Below are 17,271 nucleotides of genomic sequence, written 5' to 3' on the forward strand. Positions count from 1 at the left end.
CGACCGCAACACGTCAGAATGTCGCAGGCGCTTTTCAAGGGAAGCGGCGATTGAAATCCAGTTAAAAATCGCGAAAACGAAGCGCGAAAAGAAATGAAAGCTCGCTCTTATGCCGGAAGGACTGCGACAATTTGCCTCCCGCGCGCGCGTGGTGCGTTGCATTAGACGCCCGTGAGACTGATCCAACACATAACGACCGATGCGCTCTGCGCGCGTCAAGATGGCCAATCGGCCTATTGCAAGCGTTCGGCGTTCATGGATAAATCGACGCATCGAACTCTGGAGATCAAGCATGACCCTTGCCCAATGGCTGCCGTTCGCGATCGCGTCGGCGATCCTCGTCGCGATTCCCGGCCCGACCGTGCTGCTCGTCGTGTCCTACGCGCTCGGCCACGGCCGCAAGTACGCATTCGCGACGACCATCGGCGTCGCGCTCGGCGACCTTACCGCGATGACCGCATCAATGCTCGGCCTCGGCGTGGTGCTGGCGGCATCGGCTGAATTGTTCATGGTCGTGAAGTGGATCGGCGCGGCGTATCTCGTGTACCTCGGCATCAAGCTTTGGCGCGCGCCGGTGGTCGATACGGACGCGGTCCAGCCTACCGGCGAACTGCGCACGAGCCGAATCATGGCCCACGCGTACGCCGTCACGACGTTGAACCCGAAGAGCATCATTTTCTTCGTCGCGTTCGTGCCGCAATTCGTCGATCCCCACGCGGCGAGCGTGTCGCAGATCGCGATTCTCGAAGCAACCTTCGTCGGACTGGCGGCCGCCAACGCGTTCGCCTACGCGCTGCTCGCGTCCGGCGCGCGCAAGGCGATCCGCAAGCCTTCCGTGCAGCGCGCGGTGAACCGCACCGGCGGCGCGCTCCTGATGGGCGCGGGCATTTTCGCCGCGGCATGGAAAAAAGCAGCATGAGTCAGCCGGACGATTGGACCGCAAGCGCGCGGCGCGTGTATTTCGGCCTGCTCGACGACTGGAACAGGCAGGACGCGGCCGCGATGGCGGCGCGCTTCACGGAGCGCGGCAGTCTTGTCGGTTTCGACGGCAGCGCCATCGACGGGCGCGCCTGCATCGAGGCGCATCTTCAGCCGATTTTCGCCCAGCATCCGACGCCGCGTTTCGTCGCGAAGGTGCGCGAGGTGAGGCGCATGGCGAACGGGCAGACGTTGCTGCTGCGTGCCGTCGCGGGCATGTGGCCGCGCGGCGCGACGGCGCTCGAGCCGAGTCTGAGCGCGGTTCAGACGATGGTGCTGTCGCTTTGCGATGGCGTGTACCGGATCGAGATGTTCCAGAACACGCCTGCCGCGTTTCACGGACGGCCGGAAGAAAGCGAAAAGCTCAGCGTGGAATTGCGCGAGCTCGGCAAACCGGCGGGCGCGTAGTTATTTGGACGTCTACTTTCCGATGCAGAAGCGGCTAAAAATCACGCCGAGCAAGTCATCGGAAGTGAATTCGCCCGTGATCGCGTTGAGATCGTCTTGCGCGAGCCGCAGTTCTTCCGCGAAAAGATCGAGCACTTGCGACTGTTGGTCGGCATGTCCGGCGGCGAGCGCGAGATGTTCCCGCGCCTCGCGCAGCGCGATCAGATGACGCTCGCGGGCGAGATATACGCTCTCCGCCCCCGCTTGCCAGCCCGCGATCTTCAGCAGCTCGTCGCGCAGCAGCGAAATGCCATCGCCGGTTTTCGCCGACAGATTGACTTCGCGCGCGTGACCTTCCGCATCGCGCACAGATGACGGCGCGCCCGCGAGGTCTGTCTTGTTCATCACTCGCACGACGGGCACGCCAGCCGGAAAGCGCGCCGCGATGGCCTGATCTTCCGGCGTCACGCCTTCGCGCGCATCGAGCAGATGCAGCACGACATCAGCGCGCTCGATTTCGCCCCACGTGCGCTCGATGCCAATGCGCTCCACCTCGTCCTGCGTCTCGCGCAGCCCCGCCGTGTCGATGATGTGCAGCGGAATGCCTTCGACCTGAATCGTCTGCGCGACCTTGTCGCGCGTCGTTCCGGCAATCGGCGTGACGATCGCCAGTTCCGCGCCCGCGAGCGCATTCAGCAGCGACGACTTGCCCACGTTCGGCTGGCCCGCGAGCACGACCGACAAACCCTCGCGCAAAAGCGCGCCCTGACGCGCGTCGGCGAGAACCGTGTCGAGCCGCTCGCGGATGCGCGCGAGCTTCCCGCGCGCGTCCGCGGCTTCGAGAAAGTCGATCTCTTCCTCGGGAAAATCCAGCGTCGCTTCGACGAGCATGCGCAGCGTGATCACGTCTTCGACCAGCGCATGGATCTCGCGCGAGAACGCGCCTTCCAGCGAACGCCCGGCCGAGCGCGCGGCGGCTTCGGTGCTCGCTTCGATCAGATCGGCGACGGCCTCCGCCTGCGCCAGATCGAGCTTGTCGTTGAGAAACGCGCGTCGCGTGAATTCACCCGGCTCGGCGAGCCGCAGGCCGAAATCGCGGCCGGCTTCGATCGCCCGTTGCAGGACGAGTTGCAGCACGATCGGGCCGCCGTGTCCTTGCAACTCCAGCACATGCTCGCCGGTGTAGGAGTTGGGCGCGGGGAAATAGAGCGCGATGCCGCGGTCGAGCGCTTCGCCGTTGCCGTCGCTAAACGGCACGTAGCTCGCATGACGCGGCGCGAGCGCCTGGCCGCACAACGCGTGCATCGCCTTTTGCGCGGCGGCCTCGCCTGCGCGACCGAACGACAGCCGCACGACGCCGATCCCGCCACGCCCCGGTGCGGTGGCGATTGCGACGATTGGATCGGTGTCGTTGCTCAGCATGTCGATGCGCAATGTGATGGTTTCAAAGTGCGGGCATTGTATCGCGGCGTCTGATTCCCTTTGTCCAGCGCTGTCGGAAGCGTCCCGTATGAATTATCTTTTTTGAGATAGAGGATCCCAACGAAACGGAAAGCGAAACTTCGTGCATTGAAGAACGCAAGCCGCGCAGCGATTGGCGATATGATGCAAGCTCGCTGCCAAACGGCAATCAACAACAACACTTAATCAAGATAAAGAGGCGCAGCCTCGCGCCAAAAGTAGCGCAATTGGTTGACTGGTAAGCAGCGATTGCCTCGCACAATCCAGCCCATGCCTACACCACAAGAAAAGGCCGATTTCTCCGAGCGGCTCAAATTCTCGATGACCCGCGCACCCGAAAAGATGCGCGGAGCGACTGATCTCGCATTGCACTTCAACCTGCGCTATCAAGGCGAGCCCGTTTCGCCGCAGACGGCGCACAAGTGGCTCACCGCGCGTTCGATCCCGACCGCCGACAAGCTGAAGACGCTCGCCGACTGGTTCAAGGTCGACCAGCACTGGCTGCACTACGGGCCGCCGCCGAGCGGCAATCCGCAGGTCACGCCGAAGCCGCTTGCGCGCGACGAGCAATATCCCGCGTCCGAGGAGACGCTCGAACTGGCGACGAAGATCGAAGCGCTGTCGCCGCATCATCGATACTTGCTCGAGGAGCTCGTCGAGCAGTTCTACGGATCGATGAAGCGGTAAATTCCCACTCCACCAAAACAAAACGCCCGGCCAGAGCCGGGCGTTTTCGCATCAGAAGCAGACGCAGCGCTTACGCCGCCTTCTTACTCTTTCCCATCATGCGCGTGATGTAGTACTGCTGCGCGATCGACAGCACGTTGTTCACCACGTAGTACAGCACGAGACCGGCCGGGAAGAAGAAGAACATGACCGAGAACGCGATCGGCATGAACATCATCATCTTGGCCTGAACGGGGTCCGGCGGCGTGGGGTTCAGCTTCGTCTGCAGGAACATCGAGACGGCCATCAGCACCGGCAGGATGAAATACGGGTCTTGCTGCGACAGATCGTGAATCCAGCCGATCCACGGCGCGCCGCGCATTTCCACCGACGACAGCAGCACCCAGTACAGCGAGATGAACACCGGAATCTGCACGACGACCGGCAGACAGCCGCCGAACGGATTGACCTTCTCGGTCTTGTACAGCGACATCAGTTCGGCGTTCATCTTCTGCGGATCGCTCTTGAAGCGCTCGCGGATCTGCTGCATGCGCGGCGTGATTTCCTTCATGCGCGCCATCGACTTGTAGCTCGCCGCCGACAGCGGGAAGAACACGGCCTTGATGAGCAGCGTGAGCAGCACGATCGCCCAGCCCCAGTTGCCGACATAGCTGTGAATCTTCTCGAGCAGCCAGAAGAGCGGTTTGGCGATGATCGTCACCATGCCGTAATCCTTCACCAGCTCCAGACCCGGCGCGATGCCTTCGAGCATGCGCTCTTCTTCCGGACCGGCGAAGAGACGCGCATCGACGTTCACGGTCTGTCCCGGCGCGATGGTCTGCGCGGGCATCGTCACGCCGACGCGGTACAGGTCCGGGTCGATCTTCTGCACGTAGATGTCGCGCTTCACGCCTTGCTGCGGAATCCACGCGGACGCGAAATAGTGCTGCACCATCGCGATCCAGCCGTTATCCGACGAGGTCTCGAACGTTGCCTTGTTCTTGTCGATGTCGGAGAAGTCGATCTTCTGGAAGTGCTTCTGATCCGTGTAGACCGCCGGCCCGATGAAGGTATGCGAGAAGCGCGGCGTCTCGACCGGCGTGTTGTCGCGCACGAGCTCCATGTAGAGCTTCGGCGTGACCGGCGCGGTGCCCACGTTCTCGATCTTCGTATCGACGTTGATCACATAGCTGCCGCGCGTGAACGTGTAGGTCTTGATGACCTTCACGCCACCCTTCGCGGGCGATTCGAACGCGATCTTCAACGTCTTTTCGTCGCCCGTCAGCGAAGTCTGGCCGGGAACGGGCGTGAAGATGTCGTTGTGATTCGGGAAATCGCCGCCGAGCAGGCCCGTGCGCGCGAGATACGTGTGGTTCGCGGTGTGATCGAACAGCGTGATGTAAAGGTCCGGCTGCTTGCCGTCGCCTTCCTTGACCAGCGAAAGCTTCGAGAGTGTGCCGCCGCGCGTGTCGATTTCACCGGAATACACGTCCGTCGTGAACTTGACGAGCTGCGATTGCGCCGTGGCGGGCGGCGTCGTCGATCCGGGAGCGGCCGTGCCCGCGGGCGCGTTCGGCAGTTCGGACGGCTGCGCGCCGGATGCGGCCGAGCCCGGTGCCGGGTTGCTGGCGGTCTTCGCCGGTTGCGTCGCGCTCGGGAAGAACATCGACGGGCGCCCATGGTCGCGTTGCCAGTTGTCGAACAGCAGGACAACTGACACGAAGAAGATGACCCATAGGACGGTGCGTTTGATATCCATGCGTTGTCTCAGTGTCGATCGGAAAGCGCTTTAGCGCCGTTTGGTGTTGAAAGCTTGTCTTGCCCGGGGCTTGTGGCGTCCGCGCCAGATTCTTGTGCGTTGGGAGGCGGCACGAGATCGACGCCGCCCGCCGAAAGAGGATGGCAGCGGCAAAGCCGCTTCACGGCGAGATACGTGCCATGCGCGGCGCCATGATACTGGATTGCCTCGCGCGCGTAGTCGGAACAGGAAGGATAAAAGCGGCACCGGTTGCCGAGCAGAGGGCTCACAGCAACCTTGTAGAAGCGCAACAACGCGATGAGTGCCGTTTGCATAAGCTTCGCGCCGCGCGCCGGACTTGCCGTGGAGGCGAGTCTGCGCAATCCGCGCTTCATGACCCTGACGGGCCGGATGATTCGTCGACGGCGGGCGCCTCGGGCGGCGCCGCCACGGTTTCGGCCCTGCGGCGCGCGGCTTCGCGCACGGCACGGTCGAACAAAGTTTCCAGCTCGCTGCCGACGAGCGCCCGAAGCGGCGGGGAGCTCGCGCTCGGCATTGCCTTGCGGTCGATCTTCGCGTGCAGCCGCACGAGAATGTCGAATCCGTCCAACTGCGTGCGACGCAGCCGGAACGCATCGCGCGCAAGCCGTTTGATCAGATTGCGCGTGACGGCGCGCGGCGCCTGCTTCTTGCCGATCACCAGCCCGAGCCGCGCTTCCTTTCCGGACGGCTTGCCGTACAGAACGAAATGCGGCGAACGGCGCCAAGGGCGCAAACGAAAAACGGATGAGAACTCATCCGTTTTCAGCAGCCTTGCGGCCTTGGGGAACGCGGCCTGCGCCGGCAACTGAACGATGTCCTGTCTCAAGACTTCTGTGCGGCGCGTGAGCGGCTCGCCGTCGAGTGTGACATCCAACCGCGAGCGAACACTCGGCAGACTTAGATGGCCAGGCGCTTGCGGCCCTTCGCGCGGCGAGCGTTGATGACCTTGCGGCCGCCAGCGGTCTTCATGCGAACGCGAAAGCCGTGGGTGCGCTTGCGACGGGTAACGGAAGGTTGGTAAGTACGTTTCATGGTGCTCTCACTTGAGTTGATTGACCGCGCGGGCTAAGGCTCCAGTGTGGTCACTGCAAGCGCGATGGCCGGAGGTTCAGGAATTCTGTTTTCGCGGAACCCGCTATTTAAACCGTTTTCCTATTGACCGTCAATAGTTTAGCGCCACCGAACGCGTATTCCGGCGCATTTCCACCGCGTCCGACGTGCTGATTTGACCCTGTGGATAACTCGCGCGCCACCCTCGTTTGGCGTTAGAATCTCGCCTTACTCCCAAATATCCGCCCGCTGCTTCGGCCCGCCGTCCGCCCGCAAACCCTTGCGGCGTAAGCCTCCGGAGCATCCCTGCTCGGCCGTGCCGGGACTTGTCCGAACGTTCGGCAAGCACGGCCCGCAGGTGCGGAGCAAACCATAACGACCGCATTCGATGAACGATTTCTGGGAACACTGTTCCGCACTGCTTGCGCGCGAACTCACGCCGCAGCAGTACGTCACGTGGATCAAGCCGCTGACCCCGGTCGACTTCGATGCCGGCGCGAACACCTTGCGCATCGCCGCTCCCAATCGCTTCAAGCTCGACTGGGTGAAGAGCCAGTTCTCGGGCCGCATCGCCGATGTGGCGCGCGACTTCTTCAGCGCGCCCATCGACGTGCAATTCGTCCTCGATCCGAAAGCGACCGCGCGCAACGCCATCGGCGGCGGACCGAATGCCGCGCCACGTCCGACCGCGAGCGCGCCCGTCGCGCCGCGCGCCCCGGCGCCGGCTGCGGCCGCGCCTCAGTCGCCGACGGTCGTTGCGCATGCGAACGCCACCGCGCACATCAACGCGCTCGCCGCAGAAGCGGCACAGCAGGCGCAAGCCACGCAGGAAGATCAGGCCGATCTCGACCTGCCGAGCCTCGACGCCAACGAAGCCGCTGCCGGCCGACGCACGTGGCGTCCGGGCGGCGCGCCTTCGGCCGCGGGTGAAAACGATTCCGCCTACGAGCGCTCGAAGCTGAATCCGGTGCTGACGTTCGACAACTTCGTCACCGGTAAGGCGAACCAGCTCGCGCGCGCGGCGGCCATTCAGGTCGCGGACAACCCCGGCATTTCGTACAACCCGCTCTTTCTGTATGGCGGCGTGGGTCTCGGCAAGACGCACCTGATTCACGCCATCGGCAATCAGTTGCTGATGGACAAGGCGGGCGCGCGCATCCGCTACATCCACGCTGAACAATACGTGTCCGATGTCGTGAAGGCGTACCAGCGCAAGGCGTTCGACGACTTCAAGCGCTATTACCACTCGCTCGATCTGCTGCTCATCGACGATATTCAGTTCTTCTCCGGCAAGTCGCGCACGCAGGAAGAGTTCTTCTACGCGTTCGAGGCGCTCGTCGCGAACAAGGCGCAGGTCATCATCACGAGCGACACGTATCCGAAGGAAATCTCCGGCATCGACGATCGCCTGATCTCGCGCTTCGACTCCGGTCTCACGGTCGCGATCGAGCCGCCCGAACTGGAAATGCGCGTCGCGATTCTGATGAGGAAGGCGCTGTCGGAAGGCGTGAGCCTGTCGGAGGACGTCGCGTTCTTCGTCGCGAAGCATCTGCGCTCGAACGTGCGCGAGCTCGAAGGCGCGCTGCGCAAGATCCTCGCGTATTCGAAGTTCCATGGCCGCGACATCACGATCGAACTGACCAAGGAAGCGCTCAAAGACCTGCTGACGGTGCAGAACCGGCAGATCTCGGTGGAGAACATCCAGAAGACGGTGGCCGATTTCTACAACATCAAGGTCGCCGACATGTATTCGAAAAAGAGGCCGGCTAACATTGCGCGCCCGCGCCAGATCGCGATGTATCTGGCGAAGGAACTGACGCAGAAGAGCCTGCCCGAGATCGGCGAACTGTTCGGCGGACGCGATCACACGACCGTGCTCCACGCGGTGCGCAAGATCGCGGCCGAGCGCGGCACCGATGCGCAGTTGAACCACGAACTGCACGTGCTCGAACAGACGCTGAAGGGCTAAGCGACCGATCGACGCTTTGCCAGGAACGCACGCGTCATTTATTGCGCCCGGCGGCCTGTTTTTTAACGAAAACGTCCCCATTTTTAGGGAGCGGTTCCGTTTTGAGGCACAATATAGGTTTAGCCGTCCGTGGCCTGGGCGGCATTCGAGCGCAGTTTTCGCGAGTGACCGGCGGGGGGCCGGCAACGCGTGTTACGAGGTTGTCCGTCGGGCAAATCTGGTGGCGAAACCGGCGGACAGGCCGTCACATCAACGAAGGAACTCTATGCAACTGGTCAAGACCGAACGAGATAATCTTCTAAGGCCGCTGCAAACCGTGAGCGGCATCGTAGAACGCCGCCATACGTTGCCGATCCTCGCGAATTTGCTCATCACCAAGAACGGCGCCGATGTGTCGTTCCTCTCGACCGACCTCGAACTCCAGATCACGACGCGCGCCGATTTCGGCGTCGGCAGCGATCAGGTCGCCACGACGGTCGCAGCGCGCAAGCTGCTCGACATTCTGCGCGCGATGCCTTCGGGCGAAGTCGTGCTCGACCTCTCCGACAAGCGTCTCACGGTGCGTTCGGGCAAGAGCCGCTTCGCGCTCCAGACGCTCGCCGCCGACGAATTTCCCACGGTCAACCAGGCTACTGACTTCGGCGCGAGCCTTTCGGTTCCGCAGAAGACGTTCCGCCAGTTGCTCGGCATGGTTTATTTCGCGATGGCCCAGCAGGACATCCGCTACTACCTGAACGGCATGCTGCTCGTGGTGGATGGCGACCAGCTGATGGCGGTCGCGACCGACGGCCACCGTCTCGCGTTCTCGTCGATGAAGATCGAAGGTTCGTTCCCGCGTCAGGAAGTCATCATTCCGCGCAAGACGATTCTCGAGTTGCAGCGCCTGCTCGAAGACATCGACGACTCGTTGAAGATCGACATCGCCGCGACGCAGGTGAAGTTCAGCTTCGGTCAGGTGGAACTGGTGTCGAAGCTCGTCGAGGGCAAGTTCCCCGACTTCCAGCGCGTGATCCCGAAGTCGCACAAGAACACGTTCGAGATCGGCCGCGAAGAGTTGCAGCGCTCGCTGCAGCGCGCGGCGATTCTCACGTCCGACAAGTTCAAGGGCGTGCGCTGCCTCGTCGAGCCGGGCCAGCTCAAGATCATGTCCACGAACGCGGACCAGGAAGAGGCGCAGGAAGAACTGGAAATCGCTTATCAGGGCGATTCCGTCGATATCGGATTCAACGTCACGTATCTGCTCGACGTGCTCGCGAATCTGAAGGTCGACACGCTCAAGGTGAGCCTTGGCGACGCCAATTCCAGCGCGCTCATCACGATTCCCGAGAACGAGGAATTCAAGTATGTGGTGATGCCGATGCGTATCTGACGCACGCAATACCGAGAACACTCCAAGGGGCGGCGCGCCCCTTTGGCGTTTTTAAGGTGTTTTGAAAAGTTCGAGCAGTAATCGCAGCGTTATCGAAGCAGTGTCGAAGCAGTGACGCAGAACCGGAAAAAATCCATGACTGAAAACACAAATTCGCAACCCGACAACAAGCCTGACAACAGCTACGGCGCATCGTCGATCCAGATCCTCGAGGGTCTGGAGGCCGTGCGCAAGCGGCCGGGCATGTATATCGGCGATACGTCGGATGGCACCGGTCTGCATCACCTCGTTTTCGAAGTGCTGGACAACTCCATCGACGAAGCGCTCGCCGGATATTGCGACGACATTCACGTCGTCATTCACGCGGACAACTCGATTTCAGTCACCGACAACGGCCGCGGCGTGCCCACGGGTCTGAAGCGCGACGACAAGCACGATCCGAAGCGTAGCGCCGCCGAAATCGTGATGACCGAGTTGCACGCGGGCGGCAAGTTCGACCAGAACAGCTACAAGGTGTCGGGCGGCCTGCACGGTGTGGGCGTGTCGTGCGTGAACGCGCTGTCGGAGTGGCTGCGCTTGACCGTGCGCCGCGACGGCAAGAAGCACTTCATGGAGTTCGCGCGCGGCGTCGTGCAGAACCGCGAGCTCGTCGAGGAAGACGGCGTGCAGTATTCGCCGATGCCGGTCGTCGGCGAAACGGAAAATCGCGGCACCGAAGTGCACTTTCTGGCGGACGCGACTATCTTCGGCAATGTCGAATTCCACTACGACATTCTCGCCAAGCGCATGCGCGAGCTTTCGTTCCTGAACAACGGCGTGCGGATTCGCTTGACGGATCAGCGCACCGGCAAGGAAGACGATTTCGCGTTCGCGGGCGGCGTGAAGGGTTTCGTCGAGTACATCAACAAGGCGAAGCAGGTGCTGCATCCGACCGTATTCCACGCGGTCGGCGAGCGCGAGAACGTGACCGTCGAAGTGGCGATGCAGTGGAACGACAGCTTCAACGAAAGCGTGCTGTGCTTCACTAACAACATTCCGCAGCGCGACGGCGGCACGCACTTGACGGGCCTGCGCGCGGCGATGACGCGCGTCATCAACAAGTACATCACCGATAACGACATCGCGAAGAAGGCGAAGGTCGAGACCACCGGCGACGACATGCGCGAAGGTTTGTCGTGCGTGCTGTCGGTGAAGGTGCCGGAGCCGAAGTTCAGCTCGCAGACGAAGGACAAGCTCGTGTCGTCGGAAGTGCGCGCGCCGGTCGAGGAAATCGTCGCGAAGGCGCTGGAAGATTATCTGCAGGAAACGCCTAACGACGCGAAGATCATCACGGGCAAGATCGTCGATGCCGCGCGTGCTCGCGATGCCGCGCGCAAGGCCCGTGAGATGACGCGTCGCAAGGGCGTGCTCGACGGCATCGGTTTGCCGGGCAAGCTCGCGGATTGTCAGGAGAAGGATCCGGCGAAGTCCGAGATTTATATCGTCGAGGGCGACTCGGCGGGTGGATCGGCGAAGCAGGGACGCGACCGCAAGTTCCAGGCGATCCTGCCGCTGCGCGGCAAGGTGCTGAACGTCGAGAAGGCGCGCTTCGACAAACTGCTGTCTTCCGAGCAGATCGTGACGCTGGTGACGGCGCTCGGCTGCGGCATCGGCAAGGACGACTACAACCTCGACAAGCTGCGCTATCACCGCATCATCATCATGACCGATGCGGACGTCGACGGCGCGCACATCCGCACGCTGCTGCTCACGTTCTTCTATCGGCAGATGCCGGAGATCGTCGAGCGCGGGTACATCTATATCGCGCAGCCGCCGCTTTACAAGATCAAGGCGGGCAAGGACGAGCGCTATATGAAGGACGCGCACGAGCTCAATCAGCATATGTTGAAGCTGGCGTTGCAAGGGTCCGAACTCATCCCGAGCGAAGGCGCCGATCCGATTTCCGGCGATGCGTTGGGCGAGCTCGCGCGTGCTTATTTGCTGGCGCAGGCCGTCGTCGATCGTCTCAGCCGCATTTACGACGCGGCTTCGCTGGAGGCCGTGATGGACGGCGTGGTGATCGATCTGTCGTCGCAAGAAGCGGCGGAGGCATCGGCGAAGCGTCTGGAAGAGCGTCTGCGTGCCGACCCGCTGAAGCCGGAAGTGAGCGTCGAACCGGCTTACGATCAGGTGCGTGAGCTGCGCTCGCTGCATGTCAAGCGGCGTCATCATGGCAACGTGAAGGTCACGGTGTTCGACGAAGACCTGCAGCTGACCGCGGATTACAAGCAGCTTGTTTCGACGGCGGATACCTTCAAGGGCTTGATCGGCGAAGGCGCGTTGATCAAGCGCGGCGAGCGCTCGATGGCGGTGACGGATTTCAAGAGCGCGATGAAGTGGCTGATCGCGGATGCCGAGCGCAACGTTTCGAAGCAGCGCTATAAGGGCTTGGGCGAGATGAATCCCGAGCAGCTGTGGGAAACGACGATGGATCCGAACGTGCGGCGTTTGCTGCGCGTGCAGATCGAGGACGCGATCGCGGCGGATGGCATCTTTACGACGCTGATGGGTGATGATGTCGAGCCGCGTCGGGCGTTTATCGAGAATAACGCGCTGCGGGCGGGGAATATTGATGTTTGATTGCTGATTGTCTCTGCATCATCCAAACCCCGTGTCCGCGCAAGCGGCACGGGTTTTTCTTTTCGCGCATCACGCGCTTTGCCGCAACGGCAACCAAATCTCCGTCACCAGATCCCCCGGCGCGGTCTCCCTCGGATCATTCACATAAACCTCGAAAACCGGCGCCTCTCCGGTTTCACGCCCGGAGCGCGGCAACCATTCCCCATACAACCACTGATACGCAAAACAAAGCTGCGCATACGGCCCGATATGCGTGAGCACCGCAAACTCCCCACCCGCGACTTCCACGCGCGAAACCGGCGGTTCGAACTTCACATCGTCGGGGGAGAAGAGCTCACAACAAGCCATCGAGCGCAAATCGTCTTGGGCAACGGCGGAAGGATCATCGAAATAAATCCCGAGCGAGCGCGCCCGCGGATCGACCAGCCCGCGCACCGCGAGCCAGTGAAACAGCATCTCGAACCCCCGCCCGATATTCATGTACGACCCGCGATGCTCCATCGCCGCGACCGTAAATCCACGCTGACTACGAATATCGACCTGATGCATCGCCGTATCTCCTGATCGAACTTCATCCAAAGGAACGAATCTCGAAGCGCCGCCCTCACTGCGAAACTGCGCCGGCGGAATCCGATAACTCGCCTGAAACGCCCGCGAAAACGCCTGCACGCTGCTGTAACCCGCGTGTTCGGCGATCGAATCGATCGGCAGGGCGCCCTGCAAAAGCTCGTTCGACGCGCGATGCAGCCGCAAGCGTCGGACGGTCGCCGCCGCCGTCTCTCCATAAAACGCGTGATAAATCCGATGCCAGTGATACGGCGACAAACACGCCACCTCGGCGAGCCGATTGAGATCGAGCGCGTCGTCGAGATGATCGTGGATATACGCGACCACGCGCGCGAGCCGCGTCTCATAAGACTTTTCGCTCATCGCCAGCTCCGAAAGGAAAGAAAACCCGATGTCAGGAAACGTAGCACGACCCGCTTTAGCATTTCTTGCGGACTTGCGCCGACCGCGCCGCCACGAGACACGCGTACACTTTCGCCTTTGAGCGCACGAACGCGCCACGAACCGAGAAATACGAACATGTTCACCTGCCGAAACCAGTCCTGCGGCGCCGATTGGGCGCTGTCGGACGTCGATATTCACAACGAGGGCCAAGGCCTGCTGTTCCGCTGCCCGATGTGCGGCGCGCGCAACTACGTCACGCGCCACGAGACCAACGACGGCGACGTGACCTACGAGCAAGTCCAGGACATCACGCCGCACGGCAAGCGATAACCGACATGACCACCGACACCTCTTTCAGCAGCCTGCCGCTCTCGCCGGCGATGCAGTCGAATCTGCAGCAGCTCGGCTATCTGTCGATGACGCCGATCCAGGCCGCGAGCCTGCCGCCGGCGCTCGCGGGCCACGATCTCATCGCGCAGGCGAAAACGGGCAGCGGCAAGACCGCTGCTTTCACGCTGCCGCTGCTCGCCAAACTCGATGCGACCCGCTTCGCGGTGCAAGCGCTCGTTCTCTGTCCGACGCGCGAACTCGCCGATCAGGTCACGCAGGAAATCCGCCGCCTGGCGCGCGCGGAAGAGAACGTGAAAGTGCTGACGCTGTGCGGCGGCACGCCGATGCGCCCGCAGATCGCGAGTCTCGAGCACGGCGCGCATATCATCGTCGGCACGCCGGGACGCATCATGGATCACCTGCAGCGCGAGACGCTTTCGCTCGATGCGGTCCGCACGCTCGTCCTCGACGAAGCCGATCGCATGCTCGACATGGGCTTCTTCGACGATATCGCGTCGGTCGCGCGCCAATGCCCGAAAGATCGTCAGACGCTGCTCTTTTCGGCGACGTATCCGGAAGGCATCGCGAAACTGAGCCAGCAGTTCCTGCGCAATCCGCGCGAAATCAAGCTCAAGGAACAGCACAGCAACGCGAAGATTAAGCAGCGCTTCTATCAGGTCGAGGATCACGAGCGCCTGCATGCCGTCGGCTTGCTGCTCGATCACTATCGCCCGGTCAGTACGATCGCGTTCTGCAACACGAAGCAGCAATGCCGCGATCTGCTCGACGTTCTGTCCGCGCAAGGCTTCGAAGCGCTGACCTTGCACGGCGAACTGGAGCAGCGCGAGCGCGACCAGGTGCTCGTGCAGTTCGCGAATCGCAGTTGCTCGGTGCTCGTCGCCACCGATGTCGCCGCGCGCGGGCTCGACATCGCGCAACTGGAAGCGGTGATCAACGTCGATGTGACGCCGGACCCGGAAGTGCATGTGCATCGCATTGGCCGCACCGGTCGCGGCGATGAGGAAGGCTGGGCGCTGTCGCTCGCGAGCATGGACGAAATGGGGCGCGTCGGCGCGATCGAAGAGGCGCAGCGCGCGGAAGTGGAATGGCATCCGCTCGACGAACTGACGTCGGCGGAACCGGGTCATCTGAAGCCGCCGATGGCGACGCTGCAAATTCTCGGCGGCCGCAAGGACAAGATTCGCCCCGGCGACGTGCTCGGCGCGCTCACCGGCGAGGCGGGCTTCGACGGCAAGCAGATCGGCAAGATCAACGTGATGGACATGGTCACCTACGTGGCCGTCGAGCGAAAGGTCGCGGACGACGCCGTGCGCAAGCTGAGCGCGGGCAAGCTCAAAGGCCGCAAAGTGAAAGTGCGCCGGATGTGAGCGCGCTCACGCCTCGCGCGACGCGTCTCCCACGATGCGCTCGGACGACTGTTTGCGCGTGACGAGCCGCAATCCGCTCGCGATGCTTCCCGCGCCCGCGAACGCCGCGCCCAGCGACAACGCGAGCGCCGGGCCATGCTTTCCGGCGATGCTGAAACACAACGCGACGAGCGCAGCGCCCGTCGCCTGTCCGATCAGACGCGACGTCGCGATCATGCCGCTCGCGCCGCCGCTGCGTTCGCGCGGCGCGCTCGACATGAACGCCTTCAGATTCGGCGACTGAAAGAAACCGAAGCCCGCGCCGCAAATCGCCATGCGAATGCAGATCTCCAGCGCATGCGGCTCTGCGGGCAGCATCGCGAGCGAAACCATTCCCACGCATAGAATCGCCAGCCCGACGCCGCCGAGCAGACCGGGCGCGTGACGATCGGAAAGACGTCCGGCGATCGGCGCCATGAGCGCGACGAGCGCGGACCACGGCGTCATCAGAAATCCTGTTTCGACCTGACTGCGCCCCAGCACGCTTTCGAAGAAGAACGGCAGCGACACGAACGCGAGCCCTTGCGCAGCGAACGAGCAGATGGCGGTCATCGTCGAAAGGGCGAACATCGGGCGGCGGAAGAGATCGACGGGCAGCATCGGCGCGGGATGGCCGCGTTCGCGTCGCAGCAGCAGGAAGCCCGCGACGAGCGCGACGCCGAACGACGCGAGCACGGTGTGCGCGGGCGCGCGCTGGGCCGCTTCGCCGAGCGCGAAAATCAGCGACGCGAACGTGACGACGTTGAGCAGCGCCGCGAAACGATCGAAGCCGTGCGCTGCGCGCTTCGTCTGCGGCAGCGACGGCCATGCGATCATCAACGCGAACACGCCGACCGGCAAGTTGACCGCGAAGAGCCACGGCCAGGTGCCGAGCGAGAGGACGATCGACGCGACCGTCGGCCCGATCGCGAACGCGATCCCGACGACGAGCGCATTCAGCCCGACGCCGCGTCCGAGCCGGTGCGGCGGAAAAATCGCGCTGATGAGCGCCGCGTTGACGCTCATGATCGCGCTCGCGCCGAGGCCTTGCAGCAGGCGCGCGGCGACGAGCGTCGGCAGCGACCACGAAAACGCGCATACCGCCGACGCGATCAGAAACACGATCAGCCCGCCGAGATAGACGCGCCGATGCCCGAGAATGCCGCCGAGCGCGGCGAACGGGAGCAGCGTCGCGACCATCGCGAGCTGATAGGCGTTGATGATCCAGACGGAGGCCGCGGGCGTCGTGTGCAGATCGGCGGCGATCGCGGGCAGCGCGGTATTGGCGATGGCGGTGTCAAGCGTCGCCAGCGCGACCGAGAGCAGGATCGCGGCCATGCCGCGGCGCTCGAGCGGGGTCATCGGGGCGTCGGGGTCGTGAGGCAGGTCTTGCGGGCGTTCTTCGGTGGGCACGACGGGCATTCCGGATGTAAGCGAACGGAGAATAATCCGAAACGATACGGGAAGATTCGCGGTTTCGCTGGATGGGTGCCCGGGAGCTTTCAAAGCGATGTCAGCGGTTATGCTTTTACGGCTTTGGTTCATCGAAGGAGACCGATGATGACGATACGGATCGTGAGACTGGGAACGCCGCGCGCGGAGAACGAGGGATTGCGGATCGGCACGGTGCGGCGGCCGCCGCGCGGCGTGCCGAAGGCCGAGTTCGCGAAGCGCGATTTTTATGACGTGTGGTATCCGGTGCTAGCGCCGACGCCGGAACTGGTGACGCAGGCGCTTCATGCCGAGAACGACAAGGATTGGCGCGCGTTCGTGAAGAAGTTCAAAGCGGAGATGGCTGAGTCGGATGCGAGCAAGACGCTCGATTTGCTGGCGGCGTTGTCGCATACCGCGAACTTTTCGGTCGGGTGTTATTGCGAGGATGAGGCGCGGTGTCATCGCTCGGTGTTGCGGGAGTTGTTGCAGGCGCGCGGGGCGGAGGTGGTTTGAGAGTCCGATAACTCCAGAGCCGGAGTCTATAATTCGGCTTCAAGTGAGCGCCCGCGGCTGGGCGGGCGCGTCGGCAATCTGATTCGGATGTCTGAATTCAACCCGAACGGATGTCGCGATGGGGCAAGTAGTTAGTAGTGCATCGACAAGCGAGAGGATCTCATCGCAAATCTTGAAGCCAACTGCGTTCCGGTCTCCATGCTGTATGGAAATGTCGACGAATATGACGTCTTTCTGGAGGAGCGTCGAAAGTTGATGGCCCTCAAGATCAAGGCCTGGTTCGAAGTGCTTTGAGAATTGTCGACGCGTAGGTTGTCGGCGAGGTGTATGCGACAACTGACAAACAAAATCAACCCGG

16 protein-coding genes are annotated in these 17,271 nt (G+C 62.6%); 9 read left to right on the forward strand and 7 right to left on the reverse strand.

Going from position 1 to position 17,271, the window contains the following annotated elements:
- Positions 1-292: 292 nt before the first annotated feature.
- Both NCS00_RS00580 and NCS00_RS00585 read left to right on the forward strand, forming a co-directional pair.
- On the forward strand, positions 293-919 hold the full coding sequence (locus tag NCS00_RS00580; RefSeq protein WP_175979694.1) for a LysE family translocator: 627 nt from the start codon (positions 293-295) through the stop codon (positions 917-919).
- Entirely contained in the window at positions 916-1,386 is a 471-nt protein-coding gene (locus NCS00_RS00585; RefSeq protein WP_175979695.1) for an SgcJ/EcaC family oxidoreductase, read from the forward strand. Before NCS00_RS00580 ends, NCS00_RS00585 begins: the two co-directional genes overlap by 4 nt.
- A 12-nt stretch (positions 1,387-1,398) precedes the next feature.
- Here the strand turns inward: NCS00_RS00585 and mnmE are convergent, their stop codons facing one another.
- A complete protein-coding gene (mnmE, locus tag NCS00_RS00590) occupies positions 1,399-2,787 on the reverse strand; it encodes a tRNA uridine-5-carboxymethylaminomethyl(34) synthesis GTPase MnmE (protein ID WP_008352230.1) in 1,389 nt (462 codons plus the stop codon).
- Between the two features lie 309 nt (positions 2,788-3,096).
- On the opposite strand from mnmE, the gene NCS00_RS00595 reads away from it, so the two are divergent.
- On the forward strand, positions 3,097-3,513 hold the full coding sequence (locus tag NCS00_RS00595; RefSeq protein WP_008352229.1) for a transcriptional regulator: 417 nt from the start codon (positions 3,097-3,099) through the stop codon (positions 3,511-3,513).
- A gap of 70 nt (positions 3,514-3,583) precedes the next feature.
- Here NCS00_RS00595 and yidC read toward each other — a convergent pair whose 3' ends face one another.
- The 4 genes from yidC to rpmH form a co-directional block, all read right to left on the reverse strand.
- Positions 3,584-5,251 carry a membrane protein insertase YidC gene (gene yidC / locus NCS00_RS00600; RefSeq protein ID WP_008352228.1) on the reverse strand — a complete coding sequence of 556 codons (1,668 nt, stop codon included), beginning with the start codon at positions 5,249-5,251 and terminating at the stop codon, positions 3,584-3,586.
- An 8-nt stretch (positions 5,252-5,259) separates the two neighbouring features.
- Entirely contained in the window at positions 5,260-5,565 is a 306-nt protein-coding gene (gene yidD, locus NCS00_RS00605; RefSeq protein ID WP_250438780.1) for a membrane protein insertion efficiency factor YidD, read from the reverse strand.
- A 56-nt stretch (positions 5,566-5,621) separates the two neighbouring features.
- Complete coding sequence (gene rnpA / locus NCS00_RS00610) at positions 5,622-6,086, reverse strand: ribonuclease P protein component (RefSeq protein ID WP_308196617.1); 465 nt, start codon at positions 6,084-6,086, stop codon at positions 5,622-5,624.
- Positions 6,087-6,169: 83 nt separating this feature from the next.
- Positions 6,170-6,304 (reverse strand): 50S ribosomal protein L34, encoded by a 135-nt coding sequence (rpmH, locus tag NCS00_RS00615; RefSeq protein ID WP_004198824.1) that lies wholly within the window; start codon positions 6,302-6,304, stop codon positions 6,170-6,172.
- Positions 6,305-6,710: 406 nt separating this feature from the next.
- Here rpmH and dnaA point away from each other — a divergent pair, with 406 nt between their 5' ends.
- From dnaA to gyrB, 3 genes are all read left to right on the forward strand, one after another.
- Positions 6,711-8,291 (forward strand): chromosomal replication initiator protein DnaA, encoded by a 1,581-nt coding sequence (dnaA, locus tag NCS00_RS00620; protein WP_250438781.1) that lies wholly within the window; start codon positions 6,711-6,713, stop codon positions 8,289-8,291.
- A 265-nt stretch (positions 8,292-8,556) separates the two neighbouring features.
- Positions 8,557-9,660: a DNA polymerase III subunit beta gene (dnaN, locus tag NCS00_RS00625; RefSeq protein WP_008352220.1), complete on the forward strand. Its 1,104-nt coding sequence runs from the start codon at positions 8,557-8,559 to the stop codon at positions 9,658-9,660.
- Positions 9,661-9,795: 135 nt separating this feature from the next.
- A complete protein-coding gene (gyrB, locus tag NCS00_RS00630) occupies positions 9,796-12,279 on the forward strand; it encodes a DNA topoisomerase (ATP-hydrolyzing) subunit B (protein ID WP_008352217.1) in 2,484 nt (827 codons plus the stop codon).
- 69 nt (positions 12,280-12,348) lie between these two features.
- Here the strand turns inward: gyrB and NCS00_RS00635 are convergent, their stop codons facing one another.
- On the reverse strand, positions 12,349-13,209 hold the full coding sequence (locus NCS00_RS00635; RefSeq protein ID WP_250439058.1) for an AraC family transcriptional regulator: 861 nt from the start codon (positions 13,207-13,209) through the stop codon (positions 12,349-12,351).
- Positions 13,210-13,365: 156 nt separating this feature from the next.
- Between NCS00_RS00635 and NCS00_RS00640 the strand changes: the two genes are divergently transcribed.
- Together NCS00_RS00640 and dbpA are read left to right on the forward strand one after the other, a co-directional pair.
- Positions 13,366-13,560, forward strand: coding sequence for a hypothetical protein (locus NCS00_RS00640; protein WP_008352215.1), 195 nt, complete (start codon positions 13,366-13,368; stop codon positions 13,558-13,560).
- A 5-nt stretch (positions 13,561-13,565) separates the two neighbouring features.
- The gene (dbpA, locus tag NCS00_RS00645; protein ID WP_034470302.1) at positions 13,566-14,948 is read left to right on the forward strand and encodes an ATP-dependent RNA helicase DbpA; all 1,383 of its coding nucleotides are present in this window, start codon (positions 13,566-13,568) and stop codon (positions 14,946-14,948) included.
- A 6-nt stretch (positions 14,949-14,954) separates the two neighbouring features.
- On the opposite strand, the gene NCS00_RS00650 is transcribed toward dbpA, so the two are convergent.
- Positions 14,955-16,328 carry an MFS transporter gene (locus tag NCS00_RS00650; protein ID WP_034470744.1) on the reverse strand — a complete coding sequence of 458 codons (1,374 nt, stop codon included), beginning with the start codon at positions 16,326-16,328 and terminating at the stop codon, positions 14,955-14,957.
- Positions 16,329-16,526: 198 nt separating this feature from the next.
- On the opposite strand from NCS00_RS00650, the gene NCS00_RS00655 reads away from it, so the two are divergent.
- A complete protein-coding gene (locus tag NCS00_RS00655; RefSeq protein WP_034470746.1) occupies positions 16,527-16,913 on the forward strand; it encodes a DUF488 domain-containing protein in 387 nt (128 codons plus the stop codon).
- Positions 16,914-17,271 lie beyond the last annotated feature (358 nt).

This window comes from Caballeronia sp. AZ1_KS37, from assembly GCF_023631165.1.
GTDB lineage: Bacteria > Pseudomonadota > Gammaproteobacteria > Burkholderiales > Burkholderiaceae > Caballeronia > Caballeronia zhejiangensis.